Raw genomic sequence first — 21,349 nt, forward strand, 5'->3', positions numbered from 1 at the left:
CACCCGATAACCCAAACATCCCGGACGAGACCTTTGCCGAAGAGTTTGCAGCGGCCAAGGCTGCCGGGCTCGGTTGTTCGCTGTTCTCCTGCGAGGAGCTGGAGCTGCAACGCTTCAAGCCGAAGCCGGCCCTCGAAGAAGGGGCCCGCGTCCTGTACCGGGGCTGGACTGACGCCGGATGCCTACGGCTACCTGCATGCGTCCATCGTCAGCAGAGGCGCCATTCCCGTCACCAGCCCGGCGCAGTATCGGCACTGCCACCATCTGCCCGAGTGGTATCCACAATGCCGGGACCTGACGCCCGCCACCCTGGTGCTTCCACGTGACGCCGACTTCGCCGCCGCATTGGCCAATGCGGGCTGGTCCGCCTGCTTCGTGAAGGACTACGTGAAATCACTGACCACCCAGCGCGGTTCCATCGCCCGCAGTGCGGACGAAGTGGTCGAGATACTTGCGCTCATCGAACGCTACCGCGGCGAGCTGGAAGGCGGCGTGTGCCTGAGGGAATTCGAACCCCTGATTCCGGAAACGGAAGAGCGCTATTTCGTCCTCGACGGCCGCGCCTATGGCCGAACCGATGAGGTGCCGCCTCTCGTCCAGGAGATCGCTCAATGCGTGCCCTGCCCCTTCTTCTCGGTCGACCTGGTGGCCTCTGAGTCCGGCGCTCTGCGCCTGGTGGAGCTGGGTGATGGGCAGGTCTCCGACCGCAAGCAATGGCCGGTGGAACGCTTTGTGGCGATGTTGTGCTCAGCGGTCTCGACTTGAGCCCGCCGCGAAGCCAAGAGCCCCAGACCGAGACCATTCAGGACGCAGTATCCAAGGCCCCCATGAACCCCCGATTGACTTTTCTGCTGGCACTGTTGGCTCTCTGCCCCGCCGCAGCCAATGCCGAATGCGTCGCGGTGTTCTGGATACCGTTCGACGCGGAGCTCTACTCACCGGAAAGCGAGGCTACCCTCGAAGAGCGGGCGTTCGAGCGAACCTCCATTCCTCTGGCCATGGCCAAGAGGCTCAGCCCCGCTGATGCTTCGTCGAGTGCCGTTCGCGAATACGATCCGCATAACACCCGAGCGCTGATAAAGGTCCGCGATAACCCCGTCTTCATCGACCGTTTTGGATGGACCAGACAGGGAGAGCGCTACGGCAAGATCGCCATCAGCCAGATGGAAGATGCGTTGTCTTCCAACTGCTCCGACGTGCCCTAGCCGCGTGGATCGTCCCTACTTTCTCGCCAGGAACACCGCCAACGCCGCAAAACGTCTGCGCGCCTCCCACGCGAACAGGCGGTTGGCCAGCGGATTGAGCAGTACGCCCAGCCAAGGCGGTCGCAGCGTCAGGCTGAAGCTGTAGATCAGCTCGGAGCGCCCCTCTTCGATATCGCGGTGGCGCATCGACGCCGCCCACGACTCGAACAGCCCCGTCGGCTCCACCAGCATGGCCGCCGCCACCTTGCCAGGCTGGTAGTTCACGAAGCGGGTACGCATCGCCAGCAGGCGCTTCCAGCCCTTGCCCCGGTTGAAGGAAACCGCGCCGATGGAGGGGTGGCTGTCACCCGTTTCCATATGCGCGACGGCCAGCAAGGTGTTCCACTGCAACCGCACACGGTGGTTATGAAAGGCTTCGAAGGTGGCGTCGGCGGAGGCCGGCATGACCAGGATGAATCGGTTGTCACTCACGAAATGGGCGCCTAAGGAAAGCCAGCGGCCTAGAGTCAAGAAGAGGCCTTCACAGTGAACTGCATCTGCCAAACGAAGCGACGCCCTCAGTTCATGACCGATAGGCGTCACGTCCGTGGGCAGTCAGGAAGCAAGCGCTTTCAAAGAGGCAGCAACATCGCTGTCCACACAGAGGACCGTCGTTCCCTTCTGCTGTATGCAGGCCTTCCGTTCCCCCGTGGTAAGGAAGAAAACCTTGCGTCCTTCGAGCCTGAACCAGCCCGCGCGAAAGCCATAAGTGGCGATGCCATTCAATCGAACGCTGCTCTCCATCGCGTCCCTGTCTATCGGCTGAACCTTGAGTCCCTCGATTGGCCACGAAGCGCCGTAGAACCCGGACCGCACATGAAGTACCCCCTTATCCACATACACCTTGCCCCCCGCCTGGAAGACCAGGTACCCCTGCAGCAACGCGTAGAGAACGCCCCCAACCAAAACACTCTTCAAGCTGATGCTCTTGCTGATCAACAGGTCTGCACCCAGCATCACCGCCACTGGCAATACTGCGATCAGCAGGCTGTTCAACAGCATTGATTTGAAACTGAGAGAAACAGTCACCACGTCCATTCAGATACCTGCCATTCGATAGGTGATGCCACACAGAAGATCGAGAGCTTGTTTTCTCCCGGCTCTCGGCAAACTGATCACTCCAAGTTCATGTGCCGCATAGGCGCAGGCGATCACCTCTTTCCTGACCTGCCTTCGCAGCCCTTGAGATAACAACTGGCTATTGCCGTTTACCTGTGCCAACCGCACGGCAGCACTTTCCACATCAAGCATCTGGCCTGGCTGGATCCCATGGCAGCCTCCGCAATTGCTCCCCCCTCCTCCACCAGTACGGACGGCTACGTTGACAATAACGCTGAGTTGAACAGCAAGATTCACCCCTATCGCGACGTTGACTGCTGCTACTACGTACGTCGCGACACCGACTGCAACCACAGCGATTGCAACGGCCCCAACAGCGGCACGAGCCACTGGGACGTCGAGGGATCGCCGCTGCAAGGAGCTACCCTCACCCTTTGGGGTAAGGATCGCCTTTAGCTTCTGAAGATCACTGGCATATTTACTCTCCAGCATCTGCTCAGGCACCGACCGAGTCAGAAGCCCTTGCAGGTCTTCAGGATCGGAATTCAGCAGATCGTTCACTCGCTGGCGAATCTTGGAGGAAGCAGCAAAAATCCCCATCTCATTGAGCCTGCCGAGGTAGCGGGAATAGTCCCCGTCCTTACTGGCTGCGCGCACAATTGGATCTTGGCTGGCCAACAGCAACTGCTCCTCAACCGAGCGAGGAGCGATCAGTTGCTCTGGTATACCCATTCGTTCAAGGAGCGCACTTCGGTTCGAATAGAACTCGCTGGCCAGCACTGCATCCTTACTCACAGCGGACCAGAGACGAGTGAAATCCACTACATCCTCCCAGACACCAAGAGGCACTTCCCCTCTTGACATAAGCAATCGCAATCTATTGTCGCCACCCGAATCTCTAGCGATTATCGAGCCTGGAGTACCATACAAACGATTACTGGCTTTAACCTCTGGAAGGGTGAACGCAACACTTCCCAATGCTGCACCCTTCATGAAATCTCTACGACGCATTGGCTGTCACCTCCCTGTGGCTATCGCACTGAATCAAACTCTGAGAATAAAAAGCACGAAGCACGCGCCCCATGTGGTTTCCATACTCAGATTTTATGGACTCACGCAAACGCTCATCCTGATGAAGCAGAGCACAGGCTTGGCAAGGATGAACGATGTGCTCCAAAGAACTGATACCTGCCGACGCGCTGAGTATTTTTAATATGCGATAAGGGCCATCAACCTTTATCCAAATTTTCAAGAAATCCCGTACTTGCGAAAAATACACAACCTCAAGTGCGTGCTTGCTGAAGCTTCCTAGCTTCATTTCGGGAATGTGCTCAAACGTAAGCCCGCAACAACCGGAAATTTCCTTATTAGGAGTTATCACGCAGTTCTCTAAACCTGATCACAGCCCTGAAGAAGCATATCTTCTCGATTGGAGAATACTTTCCTCATAGTGCTGTCTGCATGAAATGGCATCCAGCTGTTTACCTGCAACTTCACAAGCCCCGCCTCAATAAATGGCTTCAGTTCCTCATCAGCTTTTACTTGGCTAATCACTTCGCTCTTGCCTGAGTCTTGCTCAATGGTAATTACGCAAAATATTCCATTCTCCGCCACGGCCTTGGCGGCATTGACAACCGAGGCTACGGGGACCCACTCGGCATGATCGACACCTGTACTCAGGTTGATCTCATTCAGCCCCGAAGCAGACAGTCTTCTTGCCACTCTCGTCGCCGAAGAGTGAGTCTTCCCCCAATACCCATTTGTCACGCAGCGACTAAGCAGCCCCAATTGTTGAACGTGATCCAGGGAGGCAAACAAATCCTCTCCCAGCAGAAGTGGCTCCCCACCACTAAACACAACAAGACGCAAGCCAGGAAACACCTGCCACGCTTGATCAATGAAACTGGCTATCTCTTCGAAAGATAATTTTGCAGATAGCGTCGGATTGCATTCGAAACAGCAATCCCGACACTGAGCATTGCACTTGTATGTCGTTATCACCGTCAGCGTATGCGGAAAGACATCCCAGTAACCTTCTGGAACCCATGGCTGATCCATATCGAGTCTCCAAACAAACAATGAATGACAATCATTGTCATCTCTGGAACCAATGTCGACTCAAGGAAAAGCAGCTGAGTAGCGCTTGAAAAAACAATAACAAGTCTGGAATAAGGCTTACCTAACGTGAAATCCGTATCAAAAGAAACAGCCTACAGTTTAAAAGGAACCATTCATGGATCATGAGAAACCATTCATCGTCACCTTATAGAAATTACTGACTACCTTTTTCTTATGATCTATTAATTTCGCAAGACAGCACCGAAAACTTTATTGCATTACTCTAGGTAATGCGTAGGATCGTTCACTTTCATACCTACGATATTTCTCCAAACCAATCCCTGTATTTAAAGTGACAGACGAGTGCTGAACCTGAACAAGAACACCGGAAGAGGTACCTGGCGATCCATAGGTCAACGCATGCAGGGCTTGCAGGTTCAGTCCATCCCCATCGCAGGTAAGTCCATTGAACTCATCACCACAAAATTGGACGGTACCGCCTACCAGATAGGCCGCATCCATACCGAGAATGCCTTCGTGGTGAAGAAAGGGGTCCTGTCACTGCTGTACGTGAGGCCGGACTACAGGGGATACCGCCGGACAGCCGGCCTGGTTTTCGCTCCCTGCTCCTGGAAGGTCGACTACGACCATGCGCTGAGCAGGAACCTCGCCAGCCAGCTGGGCTACACCTACGTGCTGATGCTGCGGGTGGTACCAAGAATCAACCGCTCGCACGGCCACCTCGAACGAAAACTGAAGGAGAGCGAGGAGGTGCCGGGCATCTGCTTCGCCGATGAACGAATCCGGGGCAAATGGATGGGGCGCTCGGCAAGCAGGCTGCTGACGCCTCCGAGCGCCTTCTCACCTCATCAGACGACCCAGTACGGGCTGACGTTGCGTCAGGCCGGCCAATGGGGCTTTGCGATGGGGGTGGAGGATGACGACAGGGACATTCCCGGCCTCAAGCTGATTGCCGATTTCGGTGTCCCTGCGCTCCTATCAGCCCAGACTCCAATCGCTCTTAGTGAGAACCGCGACTAAGCCCCCGCTGCCGCAGCCCAATGCAATTGCCCCAAGGGTCGCGCACCTGGCAGATGCGGTCGCCATCCCCCAGTGCCAATGGCCCTCGGTTCAACGGCGCGCCCAGTTGGCCCAAGCGCAGCACTTCGGCATCCAGATCATCCACCGCCCAATAGACGGCGGTGCCCGCCGCGCCGCTGGCGACCTTCTCGTCGGCGTTGACGATCTCCAGCACCACGTCGCCCATCTCCAGATGCCCGTAGTCATCCGTCGATGGCAGCACAGGCTTCGCCTCGGGAAAGGCGCGCTGGTACCAGTCGGTGGCTGCACGCCAGTCACCGACGTGCAGCAGGATCGAGAGGATGCGGCGCTCAAGCATGGCGCGTGACCAGACAGATAAAGGATGCGAGAGGGTTCAAGTCAGGCAGAGACGAGCTTTTCCCTGACCTTATCCTTGAAGCCTTTCAGGTAAAAGGCATCGCCCTCCACTCGCTCCACGGAAATCTTCCGCATGTCCTTCATCGTTACCGCGAACAACGCGAATAGGAGCGAGCCGAATATCAGACCCGAGAGCGGCAAATTGAATTGCCCTGTAGTCGCGCTTATTCGCAGAACAAGTGCCAGCACGAAGACCACCAGGGTCGCTCTCAACACCCAGGTCCAGAACGCCTTTTTCTTCAGGCAGCTCGCGCACTGGCTGTACGAAATATCGAGCCGCTTCCGGGATATGAAATAGGCCGCAATCAACGCCAGGGGGCTGAGCAGCAGCCACAGGAACGTCAAAGGGCTCACGTAGTTGATCCGGGTCGAAACCGCTTCAAGCTCCGTGTCCGTCGCACAGCTGATGCACACGCATGGCAGTGCTGCGTTGTTGTTCACTTTCAGGAGTTTTCCAACCCAAACGCCCCCACTCTGCTGAGCGAGGGATGACTGGGGCGGCGAGTAAGGCGACTGCGGGTTCATCATGACTCCCTTTTTCATGACTCTGAATGATCGGATCAGGCCCTGACCACGATGGTCCGCGCCGCATGATCGCCAAGCCGCTGGCGTGGCTGTCCGAAGACAAAGACCACGTCGAAAATGCCCAGCAGGCCTACCAACCCCCGCAGGCAGGATTTGTGCAATTCGCAGGGCGCACCGGTCTCGCTGTCGACGACGCGGATCTTGAGCAGGCGCTTGCCGATGCCCTGTCCATTGAACCCGTCCTTGGCCAGCAGGTAGCCGAACAGCAGCAGCATGCCGACCTTGCCGACGGTGTCCTGGGTGCCGCTGTGGTGAGCGGTCAGGAATTCGATGGCAATACTGATCGCGGCCAGCACCAGCAAGGCCAGCCAGAAATCGAGCTGCGATGCCGCCAGCCTCGCCCAGAGCGGGGCGAGTTGCAGGTCGAGCGGTTCACGCCGAACCGCGTTGGATGCAGGAAGTTGTCGCGGCACGGCACGCTCGCCCGGGGTCGATTCCCGCTCTGCAAGCACACTGCGGATGACCCGCTCGGCCACCTCGGTCAACCCACCCTGCTCAAGCAGATCGACCAGGACCTCCGTCCGTCTTCCGCTGTAGGTTTCTCGAAAGCGCGCTTCGGTTGCATCCATTTCAGACTTCCTTGTGATCGACAGGGTGGTGGATTCTGTGTCGCCGCCACTTCAGTCGTCAATCGCCGCAAAAAGACCGGATATCGCTGCAAACGACCTTGCCACATACGACCCATTACCACTCACCCTTGCACTCTCCATCGGTCTCGATAAAGTAGCGCAGCGGCGAAATGACATCACCGCAAGAACCTTCACTCAGGAACGAGTAATCCATGACCAAGATCATGATGTGCACGGCGGCGCTGGCAGTTGCGCTGCTCTCCGGTTGCGCTTCGGTACCGATGGAATCCCCCGAAAAAGACGCAGCCCTCAAGGCCTTCCCGAACCCGCCGCAGGACCAGTCTGCGGTCTACATCTTCCGCGACACCTCCCTGGGCGCTGCGCTGAAGAAGACCGTGAAGATCGATGACAAGGTGATCGGGGAAACCGCACCCAACACCTATTTCTACCGCCTGATCACCCCGGGCGCGCACGTGTTGTCGACCGAGTCCGAGTTCGGTGACAACACCCTCAACCTCAGTGCCCAGCCCGGCAAGAACCACTACGTACGCCAGTCCATCCGGATCGGTGTGTTCGCCGGCGGCGCCACCCTGAGCGAAGTCTCCGAGTCCGAAGGCAAGAAGGCCGTGGCCGACACCAAGCTGGCCCGCTGAAAACCCCGTGGATGGGGTCGGCAATCGACTCCATCCACAGCCTGCTTGCTACCCCCCCCTCCCTCGTCGTTGCCCCCCGTTCTCCAAGCTGCTAAAAGCCCTCATCCCCATTTAAAAGATGAATACCGCCATGGACCACAGTGACCGTTCGAATAGCCGTCTGTTCGAGCTCGACCTGCTCCGCGCCATGGTCGCGGTGGCCGATTGCGGCAGCTTCACCACGGCGGCCAGCCGGCTGAATTCCACCCAGTCCACCGTCAGCCAGAAGATCCGCCGGCTGGAGGAGATGGCTGGGCACCGCCTGCTGGAGCGTGGCAACCGCGATGTGCTGCCCACCGAAGCCGGCGAGACGCTGCTGGGCTACGCGCGGCGCATGCTGGCGCTGAACGACGAGCTGCAGGAGGCGCTGTCCGGGGCCACGGTGGCGCTGACGGTGCGCATCGGCGTGCCGGACGACTTCGCCACGGGGCGCACCACCCTGCAGTTGGCGGCGTTCAACCGGCATTACCCGCAGGTGAAGCTGGAAGTCACCAGCGGCCTGAGCCGCGACCTCTCCGCCAGCTACGACCGCGGCGAGCTGGACCTGGTGCTGCTCAAGCAGCGGCAGAACGCCCGCGAGGCGGTGGCCTGCTGGCCGGAGAAGACGCGCTGGGTGGACAGCGCCAGGAACCCCTGCATCGACCTCGACCCGCTGCCCATCGTCACCTTCCCCCCGCGCGGGGTGTACCGCGACGAGATGATCGCGGCGCTGGAGGCGGTGGGCCGGCGCTGGCACATCAGTTTCACCAGTTCGAGCCTGTCGGGCATCCAGTCGGCCATCGCCGATGGCATGGGCATCGGCCTGCTGCCGCAGCGGGCGGTAACGGCGGACCACGCCGTGCTGGCCAAAAAAGCTGGGCTACCCTCGGTGGACGCGTTCGAGGTGGCGCTGCTGCATCGCCCGGCGGCGGACCCGATGGTGAAGGAACTGGCACGTGTGCTGTCACGGGTGCTGGCGCAGGATACGAAAGGCTGACGGACACCCCGCTCGCATTCGAAAAACGAATACAGCGGATTCCAACATTTAATTTGTGCATGTAAAGGCCGCTGGATATCGTGCTCTCCAGCGACGGCCACCGCCCCACGGGCGCGCCGCTCCGCACCATTGCTCACCACGGCGCCGCACGCGCCGGGCAGCAAGACAACAATGAGGAAATACCCCATGGCCAAATCCACCTATTACGCGCCGCACGGCGGGCACCCGGCACAGACCGAGCTGCTCACCGACCGCGCCATGTTCACCGAAGCCTATGCCGTGATCCCCAAGGGCGTGATGCGTGACATCGTCACCAGCCACCTGCCCTTCTGGGACAACATGCGCATGTGGGTCATCGCCCGCCCGCTGTCCGGCTTCGCCGAGACCTTCTCCCAGTACATCGTCGAGCTGGCCCCCCAGGGCGGCAGCGACAAGCCCGAGCAGGACGTCAACGCCGAAGCGGTGCTGTTCATCGTCGAAGGCGAACTGACCCTGACCCTGCAAGGCCAGGTGCACACCATGCAACCGGGCGGCTATGCGTTCATTCCGCCGGGCGCCGACTACAAGGTACGCAACACCAGCGGCCAGCACACCCGCTTCCACTGGATCCGCAAGCACTACCAGAAGGTCGACGGCGTACCGCTGCCGGAAGCCTTCGTCACCAACGAGCAGGACATCGAGCCGCGCGTGATGCCGGACACCGAAGGCCGCTGGAGCACCACCCGCTTCGTCGACATGGCCGACATGCGCCATGACATGCACGTGAACATCGTCAACTTCGAGCCGGGCGGCGTGATCCCCTTCGCCGAAACCCACGTGATGGAGCACGGCCTGTACGTGCTGGAAGGCAAGGCCGTCTACCGCCTGAACCAGGACTGGGTCGAAGTGGAAGCCGGTGACTTCATGTGGCTGCGCGCCTTCTGCCCGCAGGCCTGCTACTCCGGTGGCCCGGGGCGCTTCCGCTACCTGCTGTACAAGGATGTGAACCGCCACATGCGCCTGACCCTCAACCAGGCCCATTGATCCAAACGACGGGAGCCCAGCGCTCCCGTCGTCGTTTCTGCCCTCCGTATTTCTGTGGGAGCGAATTCATTCGCGAAGGGCCGGCATGGCGTCCACCGTTGCTGCCGATCCAACCTCGCCCCACCTGGCCTACCGCTTCACATGCGCCGCGAACCCCGTCTCCCCTGGCGCCACCTCGGGCTTCAAGGTCAGCGCGGGAATCTCGTAATCCCCGCCGTTCTGCTGGCGATAGGCGATGGGCGCGGTGGTCCACAGGTCGTCCAGGCGCTGCCCCAGTTCCTGCTGGATGCTGGCGAAGCGGGCCGCGTCGACCCGGCTGGTGCGGTGCACCACGAAGGGCGGCAGCACATCGAAGCCGGGGTAATGCAGGATGCCGTGCTGGATGGGGAACAGCAGGTCGTCCATCGGGCCGTTGATGCCGCGCTCGCTGTAGTGGGAATCCCAGCCGCCGGTGGTGACCAGCAGCATCGCCCGCTTGCCCGCCATCGACCCCTCGCCGTAGCGGTTGCCCCAGCGCACGTCCGAATGCTCGCCCACGCCATAGGCGAAGCCATAGGCGTACACCCGGTCGACCCAGCCCTTGAGGATCGCCGGCATCGAGAACCACCAGAGCGGGAACTGCAGGATCAGCGCATCGGCCCAGCGCAGCTTGTCCTGCTCGGCGGCGATGTCCGCGCTCTGCCGGCCACTGGCGAAGGCACGCCTGGAATCCTGCGAGGCATCGAAACGCGCCTCGGGGTCGCGGTCCAGGCTGTCGCCGGCATCGATGGGCGCCTTCCAGAGCATCGCGTACAGGTCGGACACCTGCACCGCATGGCCGGCGGCCTGCAGGCGCTGCACGGTGAAATCCTTCAGCGCGCCGTTCAGCGAGCGGGGTTCGGGGTGGGCGAAAACGATCAGGACATTCATGGCAAACCTCCATAACGGGATGAGCGCAGGATGGTGGCCCGCCAGGTATATTGGAAATGAATAACCCATATTCCAGGTATGCGAATGAATAATCTCAGGCGTCTGGACCTCAACCTCCTGGTGACCCTCGACGTGCTGCTCGCCGAGCACAACGTCACCCGCGCCGCCGAGCGCCTGAATTTTTCCCAGCCCTCGGTGAGCGTGCACCTGGCCAAGCTGCGGGAAATCTTCGACGACCCGCTGCTGCTGCCCGGCCCGCGCGGCATGCGCCCCACCGCCCGCGCCGAGGAACTGCGCGAGCCCTTGCGCCAGGCTCTGGAAGCACTGGAGCGCGCCGTGGCCCCGGCCAGCCCCTTCGACCCGGCCCAGGCGCGGGATACCTGGCGCGTCGCCGCCACCGACTACGGCGAATCGGCCATCCTCCTGCCCGCCCTCGCCGGCCTGCGCTCCGCCGCCCCCGGCACCCGCGTCTCCGTGGTCGAGATGGCGCCCTCGCGCATCGCCAGGCAGGCGGAAATCGGCGACATCGACCTCGCCTTCCACACCGTCGAAGGCTCGCCCCTCAACCTGCGCCGCCGCACCCTGTTCGCCGAGCGCTACGTGCTCGCCGGCCGCGCCGGCCACCCGCGCCTGAAGCGCCGCCCGACACTGAAGCAGTTCTGCACCCTCGACCAGGTGATCGTCTCTCCCGATGGCGGCGGCTTCTCCGGCGTCACCGACGCGGCCCTCGCCGAGCACGGCCTGGAGCGCCGCGTGGTGCTCTCGGTGCCGCACTTCCTGTTCCTGCGCTCGGTACTGGAAAGCACCGACCTGGTGGCCATGCTCCCCGAACGCCTGGTGGGCAACAGCGGCACCCTGCAAGTGGTCGACGCCCCGCTGGAAGTCCCCGGCTACGAGATGGCCATGCTCTGGCACGAACGCTCCCACCGCGACCCCGCGCACCAGTGGCTGCGGGAGCAGATCGTCAAGGCGGTTTGAACACGGGATATCAGGCGGCAGCCCTTCGCGAATGAATTCGCTCCCACGGGATGCGCCTCTGCGGGAGCGAATTCATTCGCGATGCCTGCAGTCGGGTGCAACCCGACACCTGCGGTGCATGGCTTCGCCGGTTTCACCCGCCCCAGGGTCGAACCCAACCGGCCGATCCGGCCGGTCATCCGCAGCGTTAGTCGAGTGGCCCCCCGCGTTCGCGAGGGTGACGAGGCGGCCGGAACCTTCGCCTCACGCCTGTGGCTCCCCTGTAGGGGCGAATTCATTCGCCCAAGGCGCGCGCAGCGCGCCCTCCCGTAGGAGCGAATTCATTCGCGATCGGCCTATCCGGCAGAACTGAACCCTGTCACGCCCGCTAACAGAACAGCAGCGCCTCCGGTTCAGCCATCCGGGCAGTCGCGCTATTCTTCCGCGCTTGTCCACCCGATACCCTTCGCCGATGCCCTCACCCCCGCTCGCCATGCCCGATCACCTTCCGCCCGTTCTCGCCGGCCCCGTGCTGCGGCGGCTGGAGGCGCAGCGCGTGGTGCTGTGGCTGGTGGCCAGCCGCGAGCTGGCGCTGAGCCTGCACCTGGCCGTCGACGGCAACGCCCGCGATCACCGCCTCGATGGCGAGGCCTGCCAGGTGATACCGCTGGGACGGCACGCCTTCCTGCACCTGGTCGACCTGCGCCTGGATACGCCCCTGCCCTGCGACCGGCAGATCGACTACGACCTGCGCTTCGATGGCCAGGGCATCGCCCAGTGGGCGCCGCACCTGCTGTACGGCGAGGCGCAGCAGCCGGGCTTCGTGCTGCGCTCGCGCATCGACCAGCTGCTCCACGGTTCCTGCCGCAAGCCCCATCACCCGGCGGCGGAGGGCCTGCTCTGCGCGGACCGCCTGCTGGCCGCGCAGCCCGAGCCGGAACAGCGCCCGGCGCTGTTGTTGCTCAGCGGCGACCAGGTCTACGCCGACGACGTGGCCGGGCCGATGCTGCGCGCCATCCATCAGCTGATCACCCGCCTCGGGCTGTTCGACGAGCGCCTGGACGGTGCCGTGGTCGACGACAGCCAGGCCCTGTACCAGCACCCGGCCAGCTATTACCGGCGCGCCGACCTGCTGCCGGCGCTGGAGAGCAACGAGACGCTGCGCGAGCGCTTCTTCGGTGGCTCGAAGAAACCCATCTTCACCAGCAGCAACGCCGACAACCACCTGGTGACCCTGGCCGAGGTGCTGGCCATGTACCTGCTGGTGTGGTCACCGGTGCCCTGGACGCTGCTGGAGACGGAGATGCCGTCGCTGCCGGCGGACAAGGTCGAGCGCTACCAGTTGGAGCGCCAGCGCCTGGAAGCCTTCCGCGAGGGCCTGCCGGGCGCGGCGCGGGTATTGGCCCACCTGCCGACGCTGATGATCTTCGATGACCACGACATCACCGACGACTGGAACCTCTCCGCCCAGTGGGAGCAGACCGCCTACGGCCACCCCTTCTCCAAGCGCATCATCGGCAACGCCCTGCTCGCCTACCTGCTCTGCCAGGGCTGGGGCAACGACCCGGACGCCTTCGCCCAGGTGCTGCCGAAGATCCAGGCGCTCACCACCGGCGCGCGGGCGGACGGCCACCTCGACAGCCCGATGCTGGACGACCTGATCGACGAACTGCTGGCCTTCAACCACTGGCAATACACGCTGCCCACCACGCCGGCGCTGGTGGTGCTGGACACCCGCACCCGCCGCTGGCGCAGCGAAATGAACCTCAAGCGGCCCTCCGGCCTGCTGGACTGGGAAGCGCTGAGCGAGTTGCAGCAGGAGCTGCTCGACCACCCGTCGGCCATCATCGTCTCGCCCGCGCCGGTGTTCGGCGTGAAGCTGATCGAGACGGTGCAGAAGGTCTTCAGCTGGCTGGGCCACCCGTTGCTGGTGGACGCGGAGAACTGGATGGCCCATCGCGGCGCGGCCCAGGTGATCCTCAACATCTTCCGCCACTCGCGCACGCCGGGCAGCTACGTGATCCTCTCGGGGGACGTGCACTACTCCTTCGTCTACGAGGTGTTGATCCGCCACCGCAAGCAGGGCCCGCGCATCTGGCAGATCACCAGCAGCGGCGTGAAGAACGAGTTCCCCCGGCGCCTGCTGGACGTCTTCGACCGCCTCAACCGCTGGCTCTACTCGCCCCATTCGCCGCTCAACTGGTTCACCAAGCGCCGGCGCATGCAGGTGGTGCCGCACACCCCGGCCCACAGCAAGGCGGGCGAACGCCTGTGGAATTCGGCCGGCCTCGGCCAGGTGTTCTTCGATGCACAGGGCCGCCCGGCGCGCATCTTCCAGCTCAACGCCGACGGCAGCGAGGCCACCGAATTCCTCGACGAGCGCGACGGCCCGGGCCGCGCCTGATCGCCTGTAGCCCGGGCTTCAGCCCGGGGAAGGTCGCGGCTCACGGAGGGAGGCCCTCAGGCAGGGCCCCGGGTCGACCTCGTCACTGCGTCCCGAACATCGCCGTCCAGTAGATGCCCGCATCGCTCTTGGGGTCCACCGCGTAGCCCGCGCCCAACTCGCGGTACTGCGGGTTCATCAGGTTGGCGCAATGGCCGGGGCTGGCCAGCCAGCCGTCGAGCACCTTGCGCGTGCTGTCCTGGCCGGCGGCGATGTTCTCGCCGATCAGCTGGCCGACATAGCCCGCCAGCTCGGCGCGGTCGCCGGGGGTGCGGCCGTCGCGGCCCTTGTGATCGAAATAGTTCTGGTTGGCCATGGAACGTGCGTGGCCCTCGGCGGCGGTGGCCAGGGTGGCGTTCCAGGCCAGCGGCGTGGTGGCGGCGAAGGCCTGGCCGCCGCACTGGCGGGGCTGGGCGCGTGCCGCGTTGATCTGCTCCAGCAGCGTCTGCCCTTCCTTCTCCCACTTGCCCAGGGCGGCGGCCAGCAGCGGCCGGGCGAGGACGATGCGCCAGTCGCGCTCCTCGCGGCTCACGCCGACGTCGACGAATTGCGGGTCGAGCAACACGTGGCAGAAGCTCTCCTGCAGGGCCCCCATGGCGGACTTGGCGTCACGCGGGCCGGAGAGGCTGATGGCCTGCACGTTGACCATGGGATAGGACGACTGCGCCAGCGCCTGTTGCAGGTCGCCGATGCTGCTGGCCGAAAGCACCAGGCGCGGGTCCGCCGCCAGCGGCGGCAGCTCCAGGGACGCCTCGCCCGCACAGCTCTGCACCTGGCTGCGGTACAGGTTGATCGATTCGACCAGTTGCGACTCCTCGCTGGCCGCAGCGTGGGTGGCCACGGCCACCCCGAACGCCAACGCCGCGAGCCGCGACACGCGATGCATGCCCCCCATGGAAACCTCCCTCACCTGATAGCGCTCGTGATGCGCGATTCCAATCCGTCCGGCGCAATGCGATATCACCCCTGGAGCGCCCCAGCCTGCTTGAACAGGCCGCCGGGACGCAAGGCCGTCAGGCCCGAATACCCCGGTTGGACAACCCCGGCGGGAAAATGTGCAGCACGATGCCATCGTTCGGTACCTACGGCCATACGCAAGCACGCCGGCCTGTCGCTATGATCGATGCATGACGCCATCCATCCCCCTGCGCAACCCCTGCCCGCCCGGCACCTGCATCTGCGAGCGCGACCAGTTGCTGGACGCGCCCGGTGCCGACCTGCGCATCCTGCGCCTCACGCGCCAGGAAGAACTGCGCCTGCTCGACCGGCTGGAGAACATCACCAGCCTCGACGACCTCGGGCGGATGCAGCAGAAGATGTTCGAGCAGCTCGGCATCCGCCTGGCCATCGCCCCCGGCTTCAACGAGGTGCGCAGCGGGCGCGGCATCGAGATCGACATCGCCGAGCAGGCCGGCCTCTGCCGCAAGACCCGCCAGTCCATCCCCGCCGCCATCCGCCGCGGCCTGGAGAGGAACCCGGACGTCCTCTTCGCCCTGCTCAACGCCCACGACCTGCTGCGGGATGCGTGAGGCTCACGCCGGCACGAACGGCTCCACCGAAACCACCTGGTAGTCGTAGCGCTCGCCGCGCTCGTTGCGGACCAGCGCCTCGCCGGGGACGATGCGGCGGCCGTAGAGGTCGATCAGGGTGCGGGTGTCGTCCAGGGCGCCCCAGTCCATAAGCGCCTCGGTCTCGGAGTATTCCTCCAGCACGAAGGGGTAGCGCACGTACATGCGGTCTTCGTCGTCGTAGTCCTTCACGTAGCCGAAGGCTTCGACGGTCTTCGCGATGCTCATGTCATCGGCCTGCAGGGCGACGATCACCAGGGTCTGTCTTTCGTCTTCGGCCCATTGGGCGACGATGCGTACGGGTTTCATGGGGACCTCGATGGGTAGTGGCCAGGGCGGCCGGGGAAGTATGGATGGCGGCGGATGACGGGCAAGCCGTCAGCCGTGGCGGTTGCGGCTGGCCTGCACCACGCGCCCGGCGGGGATGCGCAGCTGGGCCAGCAGGTAGTCGGCGAATTCGCTGGAGTAGCCCTGCAGCGCGATCGCCCGCTCCATGCACAGCAGCCAGGCGGCGCTGCGGGCTTCGTCGATCGGCCATTGGGCGTGGAAGGCGGGGATGGCGATGGAGCCGTACTTCTCGCTGAACAGGCGCGGCCCGCCGAGCCACCCGCTGAGGAAGCTGGCGAACTTGTCCCGCGACAGTTCCAGGCTCTCCGGGTGCATGCCGCGCAGGTCGCGGGCTTCCGGCAGTTCATCCATCAGCCGGTAGAAGTCGTCGACCAGGCGACGCAGGCCGTCGATGCCGCCGGCGGCCTGGTAGGAGGCATCGCCGACGCCGAAGGGTGGGTTGCTCAAGGCTCGGGCTCCTCGAAAAAGGCGGCATTGTAGCGACCGCCCCCGCCACTGCCGAGGCCCGCCTCGCGCGCCGGATGGTCGCAGCCACAAGCACCCCATTGAACCGCACCCCATCGCGCATTACCGTCCCCTCTTCCACGTCACGGGGACCCACCATGCACATCGGCGAACTCGCCCGGCGCACAGGCGCCAGCGCCAAGGCCATCCGCCTCTATGAAGAGCAGGGCCTGCTCGGCCCGGTGCCGCGCCAGGGCGTCTACCGCCTCTATGGCGAGCGTCACCTGCAGCAGGTGCTGCTGATCCGCCAGGCGCAGTCGGTGGGCTTCCGCCTGGCCGAACTGCATCCGCTGCTGGCCGGTGGCGCCGAGCCCGACTGGCCCGAGCTGTACCAGCGCCTGCTGGACAAACGTGCCGCCCTGCGCGCGGAGATCCGCCGCCTGCAATGCCTGGATGCGCAGCTGGGCCGCATAGGCGAGGAAATCCACGCCTGCATCGCCGGCCAGCCCCCGGCCGACGAGACCCTTTGCGCGGCCGTTCCCGCCGAGCGCAGCGCCCTGTTGCAACAGGCTTGACTCTGCCCCTAGGGGCAGACGCCAGACTGCCGCCTTTCCTTCTACAGGCAGGTGGCCCATGGCAACGAAACGCGTCCTGGTGGTACTCGGGCATCCCTCTGGCGACAGCTATTGCGCGGCACTGGCGCAGGCCTATGCAGGGGCCGCGCAGGCGGCCGGGCATGACGTGCGCACGCTGCACCTGCACCAGCTGGACTTCGACCCCATCCTCCACGAGGGCTACCGGCGCATCCAGCCGCTGGAGCCGGACCTGCTGCAGGCCCAGGAGGCGATCACCTGGGCCGAGCACCTGTGCTTCGCCTACCCCATCTGGTGGGGCGGCGTGCCGGCGCTGTTCAAGGGGTTTCTCGACCGCATCCTGTTGCCGGGCTTCGCCTTCGCCTACCGCGACGGCAACCCCTTCCCCGCGCGGCTGCTCAAGGGGCGCGCGGCGCATCAGCTGGTCAGCCTCGACACCCCGCCCTGGTACTTCCGCTGGGTCTACCGGGCACCGGGGCTGAACCAGATGGAGCGCACCACGCTGAAGTTCTGCGGCATCGCCCCGGTGCGCACCCTGGCACTGGGGCCGATCAGGGGCGCCAGCGAGCGGCGCCTGGCCGGCTGGCTGGACGATGCGCGCCAGCTGGCGGGGCGGATCTGAGCGGCAGGCGTACCCGGCACAGGCCCTGAGGGTCCCGGGCTGAAGCCCGGGCCAGGGCGCGGGGCGAGGAAAGCGTCTATACCCAAGTACCGCTCCCTCAACCCTCGGAGGCAACATGAACTTCAACCTGACCAACAAGCGCGCCCTGGTCTCGGGCTCCACCAAGGGCATCGGCTTCGCCATCGCCGCCGGGCTCGCCCGCGAAGGTGCGCGGGTCATCCTCAACGGCCGCAGCCAGGGCTCGGTGGACGAGGCCATCGCCCGCCTGCTCGCCCAGCAGCCCGACGCCCGGGTCGAAGGCTTCGCCGGCGACCTCACGCAGCCCGAGCAGGTCGCCCGGCTGGTGCAGCACCACCCGGAGGTGGACGTGCTGGTGAACAACCTGGGCATCTTCGATCCCAAGCCCTTCGACGAGATACCCGACGAGGACTGGCAGCGCTTCTTCGATACCAACGTCATGTCCGGCGTGCGCCTGACCCGCGCCTACCTGGCCGGCATGAAGACGCGCAACTGGGGTCGCGTGGTGTTCATCAGCAGCGAGAGCGGCGTACAGATCCCGGTGGAGATGATCCACTACGGCGTCACCAAGACCGCACAGCTGGGCCTCTCCCGCGGGCTGGCCGAGACCTGCGCCGGCACCGGGGTCACGGTCAACGCCGTGCTGCCCGGCCCGACCCACTCCGAGGGCGTGGGCGAGTTCGTCGACAAGCTCTCCGGCGGCCAGAGCTTCGAGTCCTTCGAGCAGGAGTTCTTCGCCAGTGCCCGCCCCAGCTCACTGCTCAAGCGCTTCGCCCGCCCGGAGGAAGTGGCCAACCTGGTGGTCTACGTCTGCTCCGAGGCGTCCTCGGCGACCAATGGCGCCGCCCTGCGTGTGGATGGAGGCGTGGTGCGTTCAGCGTTTTGAAGGGAAAGTGCCTGCGCTCGGTGATGCTTCGTTAAAAAACGGTTCGGAATGCTCATTTACAGCTCGTAGACTCCGCTTCCTCACCGTTTTTTGCCTCGCCTGACCTTCGCTCGGCGACTTTCCGTCGAGTTTGGTTGCGGCGCCGGGTGCGACCCCACCGACCGGCGCCGCAACTGGCAGGCGACCCCGAGTGCCCGGTAGAATCGCCCACCTGTCACGAGCGGGCACCGGCCCGCTCCCCGTGCAACCTGCGAGAGAACCGCCATGGGCGCCCAGTGGAAAGCCAAACCCAAAGAAGCCGCCGCCAACGCCCGAGGAAAGATCTTCGGCAAGCTGGTGAAGGAAATCATGATCGCCGCGCGCAACGGCGCCGACCCGGACATGAACCCCAAGCTGCGCCTCGCCGTGCACCAGGCCAAGAAGGCCTCGATGCCCAAGGACACCCTGGAGCGCGCCATCAAGAAAGGCGCCGGCCTCACCGGTGAAGTGGTCAACTACGAGCGCACCCTCTACGAGGGCTTCGCCCCGCACCGCGTGCCGGTGATCGTCGAGTGCCTGACCGACAACCTCAACCGCACCGTCGCCGAGATCCGCGTGCTGTTCCGCAAGGGCCAGCTGGGCACCTCCGGCTCCGTGTCCTGGGACTTCGACCACCTGGGCATGATCGAGGCCGAGCCGAACGGCGCCGATGCCGACCCGGAACTGGCCGCCATCGAAGCCGGCGCCCAGGATTTCGAAGCCGGTGACGAAGGCAGCACCTTCTACACCGACCCCACCGACCTGGACGCCGTGTGCAAGGCGCTGCCGGAGTTCGGCTTCACCGTGGCCTCGGCCAACCTCGGCTACAAGGCGAAGAACCCGGTCGCCCTGTCCGGTGCCGAGCTGGAAGAAGTCGAAGCCTTCCTCGACGCCCTCGACAACCACGACGACGTGCAGAACATCTACGTCGGCCTGCAGGCCAACTGAGCCCATGGGCCGCGAACGCTTCCACCAGGACAACGCCGAACGCGCCCTCGCCGACGCGCTGCGCCTGCTGGAGCAGCGCGCGGTCCTCGGCCCGCGCTGGCTGGCCTGGGTCGCCACCGAGCTCTACCAGCTCAAGCCCCCGGAATACGCCGCCATGGTCCGCCGCGAGCTGGAACGCCTCAGCACCGCCCAGCGCCTGTTCGAGGAACAGGCGCAGAGCGTTCACTGAGCGGCTGCTCGGCTCTCTCGCCCTTCCCTTTAGTGGATCCCCGCGTTCGCGAGGATGACGGGGTGTGGGTAGTCCCGAACCACTCCGTCACCCCCGCGCACGCGGGGGGCCACTGAACGACCACGCGCCCATGAAAAAAGGGGCCGAAGCCCCTTTTCCCAGCGAACCGCGCGTTACTTCGCGGTGCCGATATCGCCGCTTTCCCAACGCGATTCGCTGTTGGCCAGCGCCCCGGCGATGGTCGACAGGTTGGCGTCCGGCAGCGCGTCCGGCAGCGGGTCGACACCGGCGCTGATGAACAGCTGGCTGTAGGCGTTGCGCAGGTCGGCATAGGACAGGTCGCGCTTGAGCTGCGCCTGCAGGGTGTTGAGCTCGCCCTGGATCAGCTCCAACTCGCCGATGCTCTGGGTGCTGTAGCGATTGCGCAGTTGCTCGGCGATCTGCCCGTCCAGGTCGGCCAGTTGCTGGCTGGTCTGGAACTGGCGCTGGGCCTCGTGGAAGTTGGCGTTGGCCACGTACAGCTGGGCCAGCACCGCCATGGACATCGCCTGGCGACGGGCTGCCGCCACGTTCTCGCCGGCCTTGGCGACGTCGATGGCCGCCGGCGCCGAGAGCACGTTGAACAGGTTCCAGGTCACCTTCACGCCGTAGTCGGCCCAGCTCTGGTTCACCAGGAAGCTGTTGCTGTCGTAGTGGCCGCCGGCGGAGAACTCCAGGCCGGGCAGCAGGCGCAGCATGGCCTTGCGGGTTTCGGCAGCGCTGATGCGCGCCTGGTAGTCCTGCTCGCGCAGCTCGGGGCGGCTGGCCAGGGCCTGCTGCTCCAGTTGGGTGAAATCGACCTTGAGCTCGGGCACGTTGTAGGTATCGGAGGAGGCGAGCTGGTAGTCGGTGTTCAACGGCAGGTTGATCAGCGCGGCCAGCTCGGTCTTGGCCAGGGTCAGGGCGCGGCGCTGCTCTTCCAGCTGGCGGGTGGCCTCGATCAGCGCGCGCTGGTAGCTGAGCACCTGCACGGTGTCGCCGATGCGCTGGCGGCTCATGTCGCGGCTGTCGGTACGGGCCTTGTCGACGCGGCTCATCAGGCTGTCGATCTGCTTGAGCAGGCGTTCGGCGGCCACGGCGCGCCAGTAGGCGGAGCGCACGTCCTGGGTGATGGTGTGGATGACCTTGCGGCGGCGCTCTTCGACGATCAGGCGCTGGTCGGCCTGCTGCTTGGCGCTCATGTAGCTGACGCCGAAGTCGAGCACGTTCCACACCATGGTCAGGTCCGCCACGCCACGGTCGCGGTCCTGGGAGGTCGAGGGTTCCAGCGACTGGGTACCGGTCTCGATGCTCTGGCTGCTGGAGGCGCTGACGTTGTTGCGCCCCGCATAGCCGGCGGACAGCGCCATGCGCGGCAGCATGTCGAAGCTGGCCAGGTCGATCTGACGCTCGGCCATGGCCTGCTCCATCACCTTCAGGCGCGCCTCGAGGTTGTACTTCACGGCGCGGGCCATGGCCTGGTGCAGGGTCAGCGGGCCGGACAAGGGTTCCTGGCCCTTGAACATGGCCTGCAGGTCGGTGCGGGCGCGCTCCTCGCTCACGCTCTTGTCGATGGGCTGCGTCGTCACGGCGCAGCCGCTGATTGCCAATGCCAGCAGGCTGGCGGCGAATACCTTGTACTTGTTGTGGTTGGTCATCCTTGTGCCGCCCCCTGGTACGGCTG

General features: G+C 64.3%; 26 protein-coding genes. 14 read left to right on the forward strand and 12 right to left on the reverse strand.

Annotated features, from left to right (window positions below):
- Positions 1 to 33: 33 nt before the first annotated feature.
- Together WFQ67_RS03685 and WFQ67_RS03690 are read left to right on the forward strand one after the other, a co-directional pair.
- On the forward strand, positions 34 to 765 hold the full coding sequence (locus WFQ67_RS03685) for an ATP-grasp domain-containing protein (RefSeq protein WP_337056204.1): 732 nt from the start codon (positions 34 to 36) through the stop codon (positions 763 to 765).
- A 74-nt stretch (positions 766 to 839) separates the two neighbouring features.
- Entirely contained in the window at positions 840 to 1,205 is a 366-nt protein-coding gene (locus tag WFQ67_RS03690) for a hypothetical protein (RefSeq protein WP_337056205.1), read from the forward strand.
- Positions 1,206 to 1,220: 15 nt separating this feature from the next.
- Here the strand turns inward: WFQ67_RS03690 and WFQ67_RS03695 are convergent, their stop codons facing one another.
- From WFQ67_RS03695 to WFQ67_RS03710, 4 genes are all read right to left on the reverse strand, one after another.
- Entirely contained in the window at positions 1,221 to 1,676 is a 456-nt protein-coding gene (locus tag WFQ67_RS03695) for a hypothetical protein (RefSeq protein WP_442969574.1), read from the reverse strand.
- Positions 1,677 to 1,799: 123 nt separating this feature from the next.
- Positions 1,800 to 2,282, reverse strand: a complete 483-nt coding sequence (locus WFQ67_RS03700) for a hypothetical protein (protein ID WP_213625729.1) — start codon at positions 2,280 to 2,282, stop codon at positions 1,800 to 1,802.
- Positions 2,283 to 3,314, reverse strand: coding sequence for a hypothetical protein (locus WFQ67_RS03705; RefSeq protein ID WP_337056206.1), 1,032 nt, complete (start codon positions 3,312 to 3,314; stop codon positions 2,283 to 2,285).
- A gap of 378 nt (positions 3,315 to 3,692) precedes the next feature.
- The gene (locus WFQ67_RS03710) at positions 3,693 to 4,361 is read right to left on the reverse strand and encodes a radical SAM protein (protein WP_337056207.1); all 669 of its coding nucleotides are present in this window, start codon (positions 4,359 to 4,361) and stop codon (positions 3,693 to 3,695) included.
- A 363-nt stretch (positions 4,362 to 4,724) separates the two neighbouring features.
- Here WFQ67_RS03710 and WFQ67_RS03715 point away from each other — a divergent pair, with 363 nt between their 5' ends.
- A complete protein-coding gene (locus WFQ67_RS03715) occupies positions 4,725 to 5,402 on the forward strand; it encodes a hypothetical protein (protein ID WP_337056208.1) in 678 nt (225 codons plus the stop codon).
- Here the strand turns inward: WFQ67_RS03715 and WFQ67_RS03720 are convergent.
- Genes WFQ67_RS03720 through WFQ67_RS03730 form a run of 3 tightly spaced genes read right to left on the reverse strand, consistent with a single transcriptional unit; the run spans position 5,383 to position 6,973 of the window.
- Positions 5,383 to 5,760: a VOC family protein gene (locus WFQ67_RS03720; protein ID WP_337056209.1), complete on the reverse strand. Its 378-nt coding sequence runs from the start codon at positions 5,758 to 5,760 to the stop codon at positions 5,383 to 5,385. The two genes, WFQ67_RS03715 and WFQ67_RS03720, sit on opposite strands and share 20 nt — an antisense overlap.
- A 41-nt stretch (positions 5,761 to 5,801) precedes the next feature.
- Positions 5,802 to 6,344: a hypothetical protein gene (locus tag WFQ67_RS03725; RefSeq protein ID WP_337056210.1), complete on the reverse strand. Its 543-nt coding sequence runs from the start codon at positions 6,342 to 6,344 to the stop codon at positions 5,802 to 5,804.
- 35 nt (positions 6,345 to 6,379) lie between these two features.
- Positions 6,380 to 6,973 carry an RDD family protein gene (locus tag WFQ67_RS03730; protein ID WP_337056211.1) on the reverse strand — a complete coding sequence of 198 codons (594 nt, stop codon included), beginning with the start codon at positions 6,971 to 6,973 and terminating at the stop codon, positions 6,380 to 6,382.
- Between the two features lie 212 nt (positions 6,974 to 7,185).
- Here WFQ67_RS03730 and WFQ67_RS03735 point away from each other — a divergent pair, with 212 nt between their 5' ends.
- The 3 genes from WFQ67_RS03735 to WFQ67_RS03745 all read left to right on the forward strand — a co-directional run bounded on the left by WFQ67_RS03735 (position 7,186) and on the right by WFQ67_RS03745 (position 9,664).
- Positions 7,186 to 7,626, forward strand: a complete 441-nt coding sequence (locus WFQ67_RS03735) for a DUF2846 domain-containing protein (protein ID WP_111264052.1) — start codon at positions 7,186 to 7,188, stop codon at positions 7,624 to 7,626.
- A 130-nt stretch (positions 7,627 to 7,756) separates the two neighbouring features.
- Positions 7,757 to 8,641, forward strand: coding sequence for a LysR substrate-binding domain-containing protein (locus WFQ67_RS03740; RefSeq protein WP_263150635.1), 885 nt, complete (start codon positions 7,757 to 7,759; stop codon positions 8,639 to 8,641).
- Between the two features lie 186 nt (positions 8,642 to 8,827).
- The gene (locus tag WFQ67_RS03745) at positions 8,828 to 9,664 is read left to right on the forward strand and encodes a bifunctional allantoicase/(S)-ureidoglycine aminohydrolase (protein WP_173172181.1); all 837 of its coding nucleotides are present in this window, start codon (positions 8,828 to 8,830) and stop codon (positions 9,662 to 9,664) included.
- A 129-nt stretch (positions 9,665 to 9,793) separates the two neighbouring features.
- Here WFQ67_RS03745 and WFQ67_RS03750 read toward each other — a convergent pair whose 3' ends face one another.
- Positions 9,794 to 10,573, reverse strand: a complete 780-nt coding sequence (locus WFQ67_RS03750) for an NAD(P)H-dependent oxidoreductase (protein WP_337056212.1) — start codon at positions 10,571 to 10,573, stop codon at positions 9,794 to 9,796.
- A gap of 84 nt (positions 10,574 to 10,657) precedes the next feature.
- Between WFQ67_RS03750 and WFQ67_RS03755 the strand changes: the two genes are divergently transcribed.
- The gene (locus tag WFQ67_RS03755) at positions 10,658 to 11,551 is read left to right on the forward strand and encodes a LysR family transcriptional regulator (RefSeq protein WP_337056213.1); all 894 of its coding nucleotides are present in this window, start codon (positions 10,658 to 10,660) and stop codon (positions 11,549 to 11,551) included.
- A gap of 472 nt (positions 11,552 to 12,023) precedes the next feature.
- Entirely contained in the window at positions 12,024 to 13,934 is a 1,911-nt protein-coding gene (locus tag WFQ67_RS03760; protein WP_337056214.1) for an alkaline phosphatase D family protein, read from the forward strand.
- Positions 13,935 to 14,016: 82 nt separating this feature from the next.
- Here WFQ67_RS03760 and WFQ67_RS03765 read toward each other — a convergent pair whose 3' ends face one another.
- Entirely contained in the window at positions 14,017 to 14,868 is an 852-nt protein-coding gene (locus WFQ67_RS03765; RefSeq protein ID WP_173172174.1) for a CAP domain-containing protein, read from the reverse strand.
- A 232-nt stretch (positions 14,869 to 15,100) separates the two neighbouring features.
- Between WFQ67_RS03765 and WFQ67_RS03770 the strand changes: the two genes are divergently transcribed.
- A complete protein-coding gene (locus WFQ67_RS03770) occupies positions 15,101 to 15,502 on the forward strand; it encodes a hypothetical protein (protein ID WP_173172172.1) in 402 nt (133 codons plus the stop codon).
- 3 nt (positions 15,503 to 15,505) lie between these two features.
- Here WFQ67_RS03770 and WFQ67_RS03775 read toward each other — a convergent pair whose 3' ends face one another.
- Together WFQ67_RS03775 and WFQ67_RS03780 are read right to left on the reverse strand one after the other, a co-directional pair.
- Positions 15,506 to 15,850, reverse strand: coding sequence for a hypothetical protein (locus WFQ67_RS03775; protein WP_213625744.1), 345 nt, complete (start codon positions 15,848 to 15,850; stop codon positions 15,506 to 15,508).
- A 69-nt stretch (positions 15,851 to 15,919) separates the two neighbouring features.
- A complete protein-coding gene (locus WFQ67_RS03780) occupies positions 15,920 to 16,336 on the reverse strand; it encodes a group II truncated hemoglobin (RefSeq protein ID WP_337056215.1) in 417 nt (138 codons plus the stop codon).
- A gap of 155 nt (positions 16,337 to 16,491) precedes the next feature.
- On the opposite strand from WFQ67_RS03780, the gene WFQ67_RS03785 reads away from it, so the two are divergent.
- From WFQ67_RS03785 to WFQ67_RS03805, 5 genes are all read left to right on the forward strand, one after another.
- On the forward strand, positions 16,492 to 16,908 hold the full coding sequence (locus tag WFQ67_RS03785) for a MerR family transcriptional regulator (RefSeq protein WP_337056216.1): 417 nt from the start codon (positions 16,492 to 16,494) through the stop codon (positions 16,906 to 16,908).
- Positions 16,909 to 16,966: 58 nt separating this feature from the next.
- Entirely contained in the window at positions 16,967 to 17,548 is a 582-nt protein-coding gene (locus WFQ67_RS03790; RefSeq protein WP_337056217.1) for an NAD(P)H-dependent oxidoreductase, read from the forward strand.
- A gap of 115 nt (positions 17,549 to 17,663) precedes the next feature.
- Positions 17,664 to 18,452, forward strand: coding sequence for an SDR family NAD(P)-dependent oxidoreductase (locus tag WFQ67_RS03795; RefSeq protein WP_173172162.1), 789 nt, complete (start codon positions 17,664 to 17,666; stop codon positions 18,450 to 18,452).
- Positions 18,453 to 18,716: 264 nt separating this feature from the next.
- On the forward strand, positions 18,717 to 19,418 hold the full coding sequence (locus WFQ67_RS03800) for a YebC/PmpR family DNA-binding transcriptional regulator (RefSeq protein ID WP_173172160.1): 702 nt from the start codon (positions 18,717 to 18,719) through the stop codon (positions 19,416 to 19,418).
- Between the two features lie 4 nt (positions 19,419 to 19,422).
- A complete protein-coding gene (locus WFQ67_RS03805) occupies positions 19,423 to 19,647 on the forward strand; it encodes a hypothetical protein (RefSeq protein WP_173172158.1) in 225 nt (74 codons plus the stop codon).
- Between the two features lie 173 nt (positions 19,648 to 19,820).
- On the opposite strand, the gene WFQ67_RS03810 is transcribed toward WFQ67_RS03805, so the two are convergent.
- Entirely contained in the window at positions 19,821 to 21,323 is a 1,503-nt protein-coding gene (locus WFQ67_RS03810; RefSeq protein ID WP_213625749.1) for a TolC family protein, read from the reverse strand.
- Positions 21,324 to 21,349: the final 26 nt, after the last annotated feature.

This window comes from Pseudomonas sp. USHLN015 (assembly GCF_037153275.1).
In the GTDB taxonomy this organism is placed as follows: domain Bacteria; phylum Pseudomonadota; class Gammaproteobacteria; order Pseudomonadales; family Pseudomonadaceae; genus Metapseudomonas; species Metapseudomonas tohonis.